This is a genomic window from Halomonas sp. Ps84H-12, assembly GCF_024124725.1.
GTDB lineage: Bacteria > Pseudomonadota > Gammaproteobacteria > Pseudomonadales > Halomonadaceae > Vreelandella > Vreelandella aquamarina.
On sequence record NZ_JAMXSJ010000011.1, the window covers coordinates 1 to 13091 of the forward strand.

General features: G+C 61.4%; 6 protein-coding genes. All 6 read right to left on the reverse strand.

Going from position 1 to position 13091, the window contains the following annotated elements:
• Positions 1-433: 433 nt before the first annotated feature.
• Entirely contained in the window at positions 434-1075 is a 642-nt protein-coding gene (locus NH344_RS07435; RefSeq protein ID WP_366072596.1) for a transposase, read from the reverse strand.
• Between the two features lie 238 nt (positions 1076-1313).
• On the reverse strand, positions 1314-1829 hold the full coding sequence (gene rfaH, locus NH344_RS07440) for a transcription/translation regulatory transformer protein RfaH (protein WP_253027711.1): 516 nt from the start codon (positions 1827-1829) through the stop codon (positions 1314-1316).
• A gap of 184 nt (positions 1830-2013) precedes the next feature.
• Entirely contained in the window at positions 2014-3345 is a 1332-nt protein-coding gene (locus NH344_RS07445) for an aminotransferase class I/II-fold pyridoxal phosphate-dependent enzyme (protein ID WP_253027712.1), read from the reverse strand.
• Positions 3342-10667 carry a type I polyketide synthase gene (locus tag NH344_RS07450; RefSeq protein ID WP_253027713.1) on the reverse strand — a complete coding sequence of 2442 codons (7326 nt, stop codon included), beginning with the start codon at positions 10665-10667 and terminating at the stop codon, positions 3342-3344. The genes NH344_RS07445 and NH344_RS07450 overlap by 4 nt, the downstream gene beginning before the upstream one ends.
• Entirely contained in the window at positions 10664-12286 is a 1623-nt protein-coding gene (locus NH344_RS07455) for an LTA synthase family protein (RefSeq protein ID WP_253027714.1), read from the reverse strand. Before NH344_RS07455 ends, NH344_RS07450 begins: the two co-directional genes overlap by 4 nt.
• Before the next feature lies 1 nt (position 12287).
• A complete protein-coding gene (locus NH344_RS07460) occupies positions 12288-13076 on the reverse strand; it encodes an SDR family NAD(P)-dependent oxidoreductase (protein ID WP_089675762.1) in 789 nt (262 codons plus the stop codon).
• Positions 13077-13091: the final 15 nt, after the last annotated feature.

The window sequence follows — 13091 nt, forward strand, 5'->3', positions numbered from 1 at the left end:
CCCGTAGCGCGGTGTAAGTGGAGCGCACCCGCGAAGCACTCCGTTAGGAGTGCCGATGGTGGCACCGAGGTGTGATCATTCACGGCAGCTTCATCCAGGCGGCTATCGCCGCCTTCGCGGGTGCCTCATTTGCTCGTGCCTCGCAAGATTCGTTACGCCGCGCTACGGGTATGTGCAAGCGCCCAGTGTCGGCAATTGAGGTGAGAACCCGTAGCGCGGTGTAAGTGGAGCGCACCCGCGAAGCACTCCGTTAGGAGTGCCGATGGTGGCACCGAGGTGTGATCATTCACGGCAGCTTCATCCAGGCGGCTATCGCCGCCTTCGCGGGTGCCTCCTTCGCTCGTTACGCCGCGCTACGGGGCGGGGCATACATTCGTAGCGCGTGGTAAGCGATAGCGCACCCGCGAAGCACTCCGGTAGGGGGGCAGGCATTCTACTCCCAGTCCATATCGGCGACGTCCGGTATGTCTTGCGCTCCCCAGTCTGGCTCGTACCATCCCTTCTTGACGCATTGGTGAAAGCTGGACCATTGCCATTCGCGGGGGGACTGCGCCCAGCCGTGCTTCACTGGGTTGTAATGGATGTAATCCATGTGGCGCTGCCAATCGTTCTCATCGCGGATGACGTGCTCCCAAAATCCACGCTGCCAAGCATGTGGGCTGCCGGGGGGAAACAAAAATTCTTGAGAGGCATACTTTTTGACGTCTCTCCATCGGGAGGAGTAATCCGCATCTCCTTCGGGGAGTGTCCAGATACAGTGCAGGTGGTCGGGCATCAGGACGAAGGCGTCCATGGTGAAGGGGCGTTCTTCTTTCACGCGACGGAAGGCCCGGCCCAGGGCGTTGATGTTGAGGTGGTCCGCCAGGAGCGGTTGGCGGCCGTAGGTTACCACTGTGAAGAAGTAGGTGCCGCCGGGGATGTGCGCGCGTCGGTAGGTGGCCAAGGGCTGCTTCCCTGCAGTGAATTTAGGGTAAGCGTACCTTGATTGGGAAGGGAGTGCATCTTTCGTGCGGGGGGTGGTTACCTGTGCCCGATGTTGGCGATGACCCCGTAGCGCGGTGTAAGCGGAGCGCACCCGCGAAGCATCCCGTTAGGGATGCCGATGAGGCCATATGGGTGTGCGGTGGCGCGGTGGGTGGTGGTGGCGTGATCAGGGCGGCTGGCGCCGCCCTTCGCGGGTGCCTCTTTCGCTCGTTGCTCTCGCTCAGTCGTTACGCCGCGCTACGGTTGATCATTCACCGTTTACTATCATTCGCCATTCGCCATTCGCCATTCGCCATTCGCCATTCGCCATTCGCCATTCGCCATTCGCTTCACCGCTTTTCCAAGCTTTCAACCGGTAGTTCTACGTGTTGTGGGCGTTGAAGGACGTTGAGCAATACGATGGCGCGTTCTTCGCCTTTGCAGCGGGTGAAGATGGCTTCTAGATCTTTGAAGGGGCCGTCGGTGATGGTGACTTTTTCGCCAGCGGTGAAGTAACTGTGGCTGCCTTCTTGGCGATGGGGTTGGGCACGCAGGGTGTCGACGAGGGCATCGGGTACGGCGATGGGCGTGTTGCCAAAGGTGAGTAGGCGCAGGACGCCACGCGTAGAGCGGATGGGCCGCCAGTTGCTGACGACCTGGTCTAAACGGATGAATAGATAGTAGGGAAACAGCGGCTCGGTGACGGTGGTGAGCTTGCCTTGGCGTTTGCGTTTTACATCCAGCACCGGGTGAAACACCTCGTATCCTTGATTAGAGAGGTGTTCCGCCGCGCGAAAAGATTCGCTGCCTTTGCACTGAATGACGTACCAGTGGGCAGTGCTGGTCTCGACTGTTTCTACTACCATTGACTTTTTCCTATTGCCCAGTGGCTCCCTAGTTTAACGTGCCACCTTCTAGGCGGCTATCGCCGCCCTCGCGGGTGCCTCTTTCGCTCGTTGCTCTCGCTCTTTCGTTACGCCGCGCTACGGTGTTGGCATTCACCATTCACCATTCACCATTCACCATTCACCATTCACCATTCACCACGAATCACATCCCTTTTGCCAACAGCTTTTCAAGCACGTCTAATGTTTCATCGATATGGGCTTGGGTGTGTTCGCAGGAGAGGAAGAAGCGCAGGCGGGCGCTTTTTTCCGGTACGGCGGGGTACAGGATGGGCTGGACGTTGATGTCGTGCTCCAGCAGCGCGTTGGAGAGGTGCGCGGCCAGGGGCGAGCTGCCGACGATGATGGGCACCACGGCGGAGCCGATGCTGTGGCCGGTGTCCATGCCACGGGCTTGGGCTTGCTCTAGGAAGTAGCGGGAGATTTCCTGCAGTTTGGCGACGCGCTCGGGTTCCTGGGGCATTAGCTCCAGCACTTTGAGCGAGGGGGCGGCCACTTGCGCGGGCATGCCGACACTGTACAAAAAGCCCGGTGCGAAGTAGCGCAGCGTCTCGACTAGAGCAGTGCTACCCGCAATATAGCCACCGCAGCCGGAGAGCGTTTTGCTCATGGTGCCCATCCAGATATCGACATCGGTGGGGTCAATGGCAAAGTGTTCCCGCAGGCCCAGGCCGGTTTCTCCCATCACGCCGAAAGAGTGGGCTTCATCGACCATTAGCCAGGCTTGATGGCGCTGTTTGAGGGCGATAAAACGCGGCAGGTCGGGTATGTCGCCGTCCATGCTGTAGAGCCCTTCGATCACGACCAGGACGCGCTCGAACTGATGGCGGTGTTGGACAAGCAATGCCTCCAAAGCGTCCGGGTCGTTGTGGCTGAACGACATGCGCTTGGCCCCGGAGAGCTGGGCACCGACCAACGAGCTGTTGTGGATGTACTCGTCGTGGAGGATCAGATCCTTGGGGCCCAGCAGGTAGCCTAGCGTGGAGACGTTGGTGGCGTGGCCGCTGACGAACGCGACGGCATCCTCTACGGCGTAGGTCTTGGCAATAGCACACTCTAGCTCACCATGAATAGGGCGCTCCCCTGAGACCACACGGCTGGCTGAGACAGAGGTGCCATAGTGGGCGGCTGCATCACTGGCTGCTTGAACAACACGCGGGTCTCCGGAGTAGCCCAGGTAGTTGTAGCTGGCGAAGTTGATGCAGGTGCGGCCATCCATCACGCTCGTGGCCCCCGCCAGGCCCTCATGTACCTTGAAGAAGGGCACCTCCAGGCCGAGCTGCTCAGCGCCTTGGCGCATCATTATGAGCTGCTGATAGCCTGGGTGCGCATCGAAGCGCGTAAAGCGCTCGGGTACGGAACGGGCTGCCCCCGCGCCTTGGGCGCTGGGGGCAGAGGGAGCGGCGGCTCTGGCGGTAGGGCGCTGGCGCGCTTTTTCCAGAAGCTGGCGTTTTAACTCAGAACGCTTGGCGGTCATGGTGTCTCGGTCGCAGGGGAGGATGCGGGCTCGCTGTTGATGCCATCCGCACCGTGGCGGGCGGCCAGAGAGGCTAACGCATCTTGTGGCGACTCTTCAACATCCTCATCGCGCTGGTGCAGTTTCTGAATCAGCACACCTGCAAGCTTATCCAGCGTCGAGGCTTCGCTGAGCACCATCACCGGTACTTGGACGCCTAAACGGTTCTCGATGGCCGTCATTAACTCGACCCCCATGAGCGAGTCGAAGCCCATGTCGTAGACCGAGCGGTTCACATCGATTTTTTCTTCATCGATGAGCAGAATGCTGGCCAGTTCGGCGCGCAGCAGTTCGGTGATCGTGCTGTGCAGCTCTTCGGGCGAGAGATCGGCCAGCAGGGCGCTGATGTCGTCGACGCTATCCAGGCTGCCGTCGTCATCGCTGGCGCGGGCAATTTCGTCGAAACGCGGGGTGTCGGAGGTGGGCAGGAAACGCGCAAGGGCTCCCCACTCCAGTTCCAGTACGCCCAGGCTTGGCCCGGGGGTCAGCAGCATTTGTTCAAGCACCTTGAGGGCGTCGTCTGAGCGCAGCGCCGAGCCGCCCAGGCGCTCTTGCAGCGCGTCACGGGTGCGGGTGTTACGCGCCAAGAAACCAACGTCGTCAATCGCGCCCCAGCGTACGCAGGTGGCTGGTAGGCCTTGCGAACGGCGGCGGGCAGCAAACGCTTCGAGCCAGTGGTTAGCGGCCACATAGTTCGCTTGGCCTGGGTTACCAAACAGAGTGGTCGCCGATGAGTAGAGCACGAAGAAGTCGAGGGTGTCGTTGGCCGTCAGCGCCTCTAAGTGTTTGGCACCGTCGATCTTCGGTGAGAGCACGTTTTGAATCCGCTCGGCATCCAGGTTGCGAATCAAGCCGTCATCGATGACCGTGGCGGCATGCACGATACCGCGCAGCGGACTGAGCTCGCGTTTGGCGCGCTCGAACACTTGTGCCAGGGCATTGCGGTCGGTAATGTCGCACGCCGCCGCCAGCACGTTCACACCTTGCGCTTCGAAGTCAGCCACGGCTGCTTGCGCTTCTTCACTGGCCGGGCCGCTGCGGCTGAGTAGAATCAGCTCGCGTGCGCCTTTATCGACCAGCCATTGTGCGGTTTTTAGGCCAAAGCCACCCAGGCCGCCGGTCACCAGGTAGCTGGCATTGCTGGGTAGCTGCATGCTGGCGGTGCCTAGCTGTTCCTGGCGCGGCGGGGCAATGGGCTGCTCGTAGGTGACGACGACCTTGCCGATCTGGCGCGCCTGCTGCATGTAGCGGAAGGCATCGATGACTTGGCTGTGGCTGAAGGCGGTAAACGGCAGCGGGCTCAGCGTGCCGTCGTTGAACAGTGCCATCATTTCGCCGAACAGGCGCTGGGTGAGGGCAGGCTGCACTTTCATCAGCTGGTCGGAGTCGATGCCGAAGTAGCTCAGATTGTTGCGGAACGGCCGTAGACCGATGTGAGTATTTTCGTAGAAGTCGCGCTTGCCAAGCTCCAGGAAGCGACCGAATGGGCGTAAAGCGCGCAGGTTCTGGTTGATGACTTCACCGGCCAGGGAGTTGAGGACGACATCGACACCCTCACCCTGGGTGTCTTCGAGGATCTCTTCGGCGAAGGTGAGCGAGCGGGAGTCGTACAGGCGCTCTTCGCCCATTAGGCGGAGGAAATCACGCTTCTCTTCCGAGCCCACCGTGGCGTAAATCTCGGCCCCCATCCACTGGGCGATTTGTAGCGCGGCAATGCCCACACCGCCTGCAGCGCCGTGAATCAGCACTTTTTCGCCGGGTTCTAAACGTGCCAAGTGTTTTAGCGCGTAATACACGGTAAAAAAGGTCGTCGGGATGGTGGCGGCAGCGGCATAGCTGACACCTTCCGGCAGGGGCGCCACGGCGTGCTGGCTGGCCATCAGGCGGTCGCTGAAGCTGGCGGGACCAAACCCTACGACGCCTTGGCCGGGCGTTAGGTGGTGAACGTTGCTGCCCACGGCCACCACTTCACCGGAAAACTCGAGGCCGAGGGTGGGGCCAGCAAAGCCGTTTTCGATGGCTTCATCCGATAGCAAGCCCAGGGTATACATGACATCGCGGAAGTTGAGGCCGGTCGCTTTGACGCGCACCTCGACGTCGTCAGCGCCAAGCTCGGGTAGTTGGCGAGGCCGCCACTGTAGCTGGCGCAATTGGCCGGGCAGGGCGAAGCTTAGCGTCATCGCTTGGCGCGTGGGCGCTGAGCTGTCGGCTTTAGCGGGGTGTGGCGCTGGCAGTGTACGTAGGCGCGTGGCAAAGCGGGTGCCTTCTTGCGTTATCACCAGCTCGTTTTCGCTATCCGGTTCCGCGATAGAGGCCGCGAAGGTGGCGAGCGCAGACGCACTGGGGGCATCTGGCAAGTCAACGAGGGTGACGCTGTGGCCCACGGGCTCGTTGGCCAGCGAGCGGCCAAAGCCCCATAGCGCGGCGTCGTCGGCACGCTGGAAGCCTTGAGTGGTCAGCCATAAGGTCACACGGCAGCCTTGCGCGTCCAGGCCGCTCGCTTCCAGCGCCAACGACCACTGCTGCGCGGCGAAACAGCGCTGCGTTTGAGCCTCGGTGGTCGTGCTGCCTAGCTCACGCAGATCGAGCACGTTCAGTGCCGTCGGTGTGTCGGTGAGATCGGCCAGCGCTTCATTGAGTAGCGTTTGCGGCGCTGCGTCGCTGATCCGAAGCCATACGCGGTGGCCTGTGTGGTGGCTTAGATGCTCCGCCAGCTGTGAAGCAAGCGCTTCTCGTGATGCATCGGCTACCACCAGGGTCTGCGCGCTGGCTACCTGCGCGTCGGTGTCACCAAGCCCTGGGTGTTGCGCATGCAGTAAGTAAGCGCCCGCTTCCTCTAGTTCGATAGGCGCGGAAACGCTCAACCCTTGGTGGCTCAGCCACTCGATCAGCGTGCTCTGTTCGAGTGCCGCTTGGTCGATGCCCGGCGTTGCCAGCAGGTCGTCCAGCCAACGGCTCGGATGAAGGCCAATCACCATGATCTGCGCGCCCGGCGCCAATTGTGCGGGTAGGGCCTCGATCAGTTGGCGTGTGCGCTCGGGTTGGGTGACATCTGCGCTGACAAACGCAAGCTGTGCCTTTTGCGCGGCTGTCAGCGCCGGTAGCGCCTCGTCTAATGGCTGAATGTCCATCAGCGGGTAGCGCTCTTGCAGCTGTTCCGCCTGGTGGCGCGCCGTGTCGCTCGTGGTGAGCGCGCGGTAGCGATAACGGTCGTTCGTAGCCGGGGCGCCGTGGGCAAGCTGTTCCAGCAAGCGCTGGCCCAACGCGGGCGCGCAGGGGCCTGCTTCCAGTAGATTGAGGCGTTGGCCATCTGGCAGGGTGGCCAGAGAGGCCTCCATCAGCGCACCTAGCTCATGGGCCAGAACTTGCCAACCGCTTTCACCCACCAGGACACGATTGATGCCGGCCAAATGCTCGGCAGTGATGCCCAGGCTTTCCAGCGTATCACGGCCATTGAGTAGCGGTTCACGGTGCAGGCCCAAGCGGCCGACGAGGTGAATGGGCGCGAAGTAGTCGGGGTACTCCTGCACCAAGAGCTGCCAGATGGTCTCTGGCGCTGGGGATTCGTCGTCGCCGCCGTTAGCCTGCTGGACGAAGGCCTCGCTAAGGCTATCGAGCAGGGGGGCAACTTCTTGCGCATAGCGCTGGCCAGTGCTGGCGGTGTAAGCATCGCTCAAGCCCATCAGGCGCGTCAGTGCATCTGCGGGAAGCGGTAGCGCGGCGGCTTTCAGCGGTGCGGGCGTGAGCTCCACGTCTAAATAGCTAAAGTGTTGGTGGTGCGCACGGTTGAGGCGAATGGCCTTGAAGCGTGTTTGGCTCAGCACCGCCACGGCGCGGCCTTGGGCATCGTAAAGCTCGAAGTCCGCCGTGAAAGAGTGCGGAGCGCGCTTGCCCATGACCGCACGCGCCAACACGGGCGTGCCTGCTTCGGCATTGACTTGGATACGACCGACGCGCACCGGTACGAAGGCGAGTTGGGCGGCGAATTCACTGTGCTGTGCCAGCAGCGGAATGAACATTTGGAAAGCGCTATCCAGAATGCCCGGATGCACGTGTAGCGTGTTTAACTGAGCCGTTACCGCCTCTGAGAGGGCGATTTCCCCAATGACGCTATCGCCCTCGATCCAGCCGCGTTGAATCGCCTGAAACGCTGGGCCATAGTGCAGGCCAATGCGTTCGGCCATGTGCAGATGCTCGTCTAGGGTATAGTCAGCATCACGTTTGGGTAGCGCTGGCGCCCTGTGGTTGAGCAGGAAACCGCGGCTTTCGCGCATCCGGCGTGCCACGGCATTGAGCTGCCACTCGCTTCCCGTGGCGGGCTCTCGGGAGTGGATGGCCAGACGTCCGTCATCGGGGTCGAGGGTGAGACGCATGGTACGGCCATTGGGGCCGTCCAGCAGCAGCGGGGCGCGAATTTCCAGCTCCTCGATATCGAGAACCGGCGTCTCTTTCTGCTGTAGCGCGGCGGCCAGCGCCAGTTCGACGAAGCCCGCGCCGGGAAAGACGGCCCCTTCACCCACCACATGGTCGGCCAGCCAAGGCTGCCGCTTGGTGTCTAGCTGGCTTTCCCAGGTGTGCTCTTGCTGCGCTAATGGGTAACCCAGCAACGGGTGCTGGTAATAGCGTGATAGCAGGCCTTGGCCGTCGTTGGTGCCTTGAACCCATAGGTGAGTGCGCTGCCATGAGTAGCGGGGCAGCAGGACGCGCTGGCCCTCCACGGGGAAGAAGCGCTGGCTGTTGACGCTTAATCCGCTGAGTAGCAGCTGGCTGAGCGTGCGGTTCAAGCCCTCTAACCCTGGCTTGTGGCGCTCGATGGTGCCGAAGACTAAGCCGCTGCGCTCTTGCTGGCGCAGCGATTCGTTGAGATAGCGGCGTAAGATCGGGTGCGCCCCGACTTCGACGAAGACGTTGTAACCCTGCTCGATGAGGGCGGTCGCTGCGCTATCGAAGAGCACCGGCTCGCGGATGTTGAGCCACCAGTAGTGGGCATCCAGCGTCGTGCCTTCGGCCAAGGCTCCGGTGACGGTGGAGAAATACGGAATTCGAGAGGGCTGCGGCTGAATATCGGCCAGCGCTTCCATCACGCCTTCCTGGATGCTGTCCATGGCGGGGCTGTGGAAGGCGTAATCCAGGGGCAGGCGCTTGGCAAAGGTGCCTTCGGCACTCAGCGCAGCGTCCAGCTCGCCGAGCTGGTCTCGGTCGCCCGCCAGGGTAATGCCTTTGGGGCTATTGATGCCCGCCAGGCTGATCTTGTCGAATTCGGGCTTGGCGAGCCAAGGGGTGATCTCATCGGCACTCATCGCCACCGCCGTCATTTCCCCTAGGCCGCGAGTTTTGCCCTGATAGTCACTGCGGTAATAAATCACTTTGACCGCGTCTTCCAGGCTCAGTGCGCCAGATGCCCACGCGGCCGCTACCTCGCCTACGCTGTGCCCAAACACGGCGGCTGGCGTAATGCCTTGCGCTTTTAGCCACTCGGTCAGTGCTACCTGCAGGGCAAACAGTGCGGGCTGGGCGATTTCGGTGCGTACGAAGCGGCTCTCTTCGCCCTCTGACTGGTTGCGGCCTGCTAATTCGTCACGCAGAGAGAAGCGACCGTAGCGCTGGAACAGAGCGTCGACACGATCGATGGCGGCCGTGAAGTCGGCGTCGGTATCCAGCAGGTCATGGCCCATGGTTTCCCACTGGCAGCCGTTACCGTCGTAGACGAACACCGGGCCTCGGGCGTTGGCGAGGCGCTCTAGCGTCATGACGGGGCTGGCCTCTCCTTCGGCAAACTGGCGCAGTGCCGTGGCGGCTTCGTCAGCGCTGCTGGCAAAGCAGAGCGCGCCGTGGCTGTGCTGCTCACGGTGGTGATAAAGCGTATGGGCTATATCGTAAAAATCCTGCCCGGATACCTGCAGGTGCTTGGCCAGCGCCAGCGCATTGTCGGTCAAGGCTGCTTCACTGCGGGCGCTAAGGCGAATGGGCAGCGGGGTAGTGGGTGTTTGGCGAGGCGCTGCCGCTTTTTCCGGTGCGCTCTCCAAAATGACGTGGGCGTTGGCGCCACCAAAGCCAAACGAGTTGATGCCAATCACCAAACGGCCTGTGGGTTTCAGCGGCTGGGCTTTGGTGACCACGCTCAAGTTCCATTCGTCGAACTTGATGCGCGGATTCAGCTTGCGAATGCCAATGGTCGCGGGCACCTCGCGGTGCTGCAGGCTATAAAGCGCTTTGGCAAGCCCCGCCACGCCCGAGGCGGTTTCCAAGTGGCCGACATTACTTTTTACCGAACCAATCGGCAGCGGCGTTTGCCGATGTTTGCCAATGGCCTCGCCAATGGCGCGGGTTTCGATGGGGTCGCCGACGGCGGTACCGGTGCCATGGGCTTCCAGGTAGTCGATCTCATCGGGGGAGATGCCCGCTTGCTCGTAGGCGCTGCGCATCAGGGCAACCTGAGCGCTGGGGTTGGGCACGGTCAGGCCGGATTTGTGGCCGTCGGTGTTGACCGCCGACCCGGCTACCACCGCCAGGATGTTGTCGCCGTCGGCGATGGCCAGGTCGTAGTCCTTGAGCAGAAACAGGCCCGCGCCTTCCGAGCGCACGTAGCCATTGCCTGCTTCATCGAAGACCTGGCAGCGCCCGGTGGGCGACAGCATGCTGGCTTTGGAAAAGATGATGAAGCCATAGGGGTGCAAGTGCAGGCTGATACCGCCCGCCAGCGCCATCGTGGTTTCACCGCTACGGATGGATTGGCAAGCTTGGTGAAACGCCACCATCGAGGACGAGCACGCGGTGTCCAGCGACATACTGGGGCCATGCAAGTCAAACACATAAGAGAGTCGGTTGGAGGCGATGCTCGAGGTGTTGCCCGTGGCGGTCGAAGCATCAATAGCCGACATGTCATCGGCTAAACGGTAAGAGTAGTCAAGACTGGCGACGCCCAGGAAAACGCCGCACTGGCTGCCACGCAGAGTGCTGGGCACAATGCCGGCGCTTTCCATGGTTTCCCAGGCGAGCTCCAGCAGCATGCGCTGCTGCGGGTCCATATTGGCGGCTTCGCGGGGTGAAATGCCGAAAAACGCTGCGTCGAACCCGCTAATATCGCCCAGGCTGCCCGCTGCGAAGGTGACGCTGGTGCCGGGGTGGCGTTTGTCTGGGTGCCAGAAGGCGTCGTGGCTCCAGCGATCTGGAGCCACTTGGGTGACGAGGTCTTTTTCGGCTTGCAGGTCTTGCCAGAACGTTTCAGGGGTGGTGCCGGGGAAACGATGGGCGGCACCGATGATGGCCACACGTTTAGTCATTCTTGCTCCTGAGGTTCTGGTTCTGCCTTGATCACATCGTTACTTATATCGCGTCCAAACACTTGTTTAAATAGCCGGACGCCAAGTTCGTTGGCTGCTATTCCCTGCGGCGGTTGCTCGGCAGGCATTTGGTCAGGCGGTGTTGGTTGCGTTGACCATATCATGTATGGGGTGCTGCCCGTAGGGGGCATGAAGTACCCATACGCATCGGGCAGTATAGGGACGTGGTCGCCATACCAGCTCAGTATTCCAGGCCTCGTGCTCTCGTTTAGCGCTGTTTTAACGCTTGCCAGCATTTGATCAGCTTCACCTAAATGGTGCAAGTAAACGGCGAGCTCCCGCAGATGGCCTGGAAGCGGCCACGCGGCGTTCGGCAGCGTATCGGCCAAACGTGCCTGTTGGGGCGCTTCCAGATGCAGCGGGCCGTGGTTTTCCATGGTGATCACAAAAATAAATAGCGGCCTATTATCGTCATCTTTCAGCAGGCGTCCAACCTTTCGTGCCACGGCTCGGTCGCCTATGTACTGCCCGTGCTTATCGCTGCTGCTGCTAAACGCGCTGATATCGATAAAGGTATCAAAGCCTAGCTGCGGAATGACCTTATCGCGCATGTAAAAGGTAGCGGGGTAAGGGTGCACGCAAATAGTGCGGTAACCCTGCGCGCGAAAAGCGCTCGCCACGCTGGGCAGCGGGTGGCGGCTTAGCGTGCGGTAGGGGTTGAATTGTCGTGGGCCCCAATCGCTGGGTGTCAGGCCTGTGAGCACCGCGCACTCGGTGCGTACGGTATTGGCGCCCCAAGCGGGTACGCTCAACTCACCCTTTTCGACGGCCTCGGTAAAGGTGGCATCGAAATGTTGCAGCAGCGACGGGGCGACCTCTGGGCACCATGGGCGCGGATCGAAAAATGATTCGCTCTGGACCAGGACGACATTGGGTCGCTCGGCGCTATCTGGTGAAGCGACGGCACTGGGCTGGCTGGCAGCCGCGTAGGGGGATGCCAAAGGGTCAGGCGGTGACGAGCGCATCAATGCTACCCCATAGGTCCAAAGGCTGGCATATAGCCCCACGCGATGTAGATCCTCGACCGGTTGCAGGGACATGGCGCCGAGTGAGCGTAAACCAACGGCTACCAGCACTGCCCCGAGCCCGGCGAGCAGTCCGGTGCTTTGTAAAAAGAGCACGGTGCTCCACTGGCTAACCAGCGACGGCTCCACATAGAGAAAGCTGCCAATGGCGATGGCCCCCGCGCTGCTGGCCGCGATGGCGAGGCCAATGCCAAAAAACGGGACATAAAGCCGTGGGTGCAGGATGGCGTCCCAGAAGTACTCGAAGTCGTGGCAGATGAACGGTTCGTTGAGCGTTTTGGACTTGGTATTGCTTGACTGGACCACCACGAGCTGGAGTGACAGCACGAAGACCACGGCAAACCAGGGACGCTGGAGCAGCAGCGTGAAAAGCCCAAATAGCAGTAGCCAACTGCCGAGATGGATCACATTGGCTGCCATCGGCCGCTGCCAGAGAGGAGCAGGCCGTGGAGACAGCAGCGCTTCGAACGCTAGGCTGAACACTAGCCCGATGAAGAGCGGCAGGCTAAGCGATAGGAGCAGGTGGCCAAGCATCTTACCGGCCTCCTACATGATCGAAACCCAGTCGTTTGATGAGCCACTGCGACACGCCTGCTGGCAAGACGGCCAGCCACCAAGTGCCGAAGTTGAGCGGAAACGGGAAGCTGACTCGCGCACGGTTGGCGCGAATGCCACGAATGATCACTTTGGCGGCTCGTTCGGGTGGCCACTCAAAGGGCTTGGGGCCAGGCATGGCATTGCACATGGGGGAGGTGACGTAGCCGGGCATGACGACCGTTACCCCGATGCCGCAGGGGGCGAGCAAGCCGCGCAAGGCTTCGCCATACGCTTTGATGCCCGCTTTGCTGGCACTGTACGTGGGCGTGCTGGGTAGTCCATGCCAACCTGCCAGTGAGCTAATGAATACCAGTTGGCCGCTACCCCGTGCGCGCATGGCGGGTACCAAGTGCTGCGCCATGGCAATGGGGGTGGTGAGGTTGATGTTCAGCAAGGCTTGAACATCGGCCCAGGGCTCGAGCTCGCCCAACTGCTCAGGATGTGTGTTCTTGCCTGCGTTGGCGATCACGATATCCGGCAACTGCTCGGCACGGAGCGTGGTGAGCCACTGCGCTAGTGCCTCCTCATCAGTGAGGTTGATGGAGGAGAGCGACACGTCAGCCCCTTTTTCGCGACAGGCGTTAGCCACGTCCTCTAAGGCGCTGACGTTGCGTCCATGCAGAATCAGATGCGTCTGGGGCGTCGCATACGCCTTGGCGAGCGCTCCGCCGATGGCCCCCGTGGCGCCGGTAATCAGCACGCGGCGTGTGTGTGGTGTCTTTGTCAAGTACGTTGCATCAAC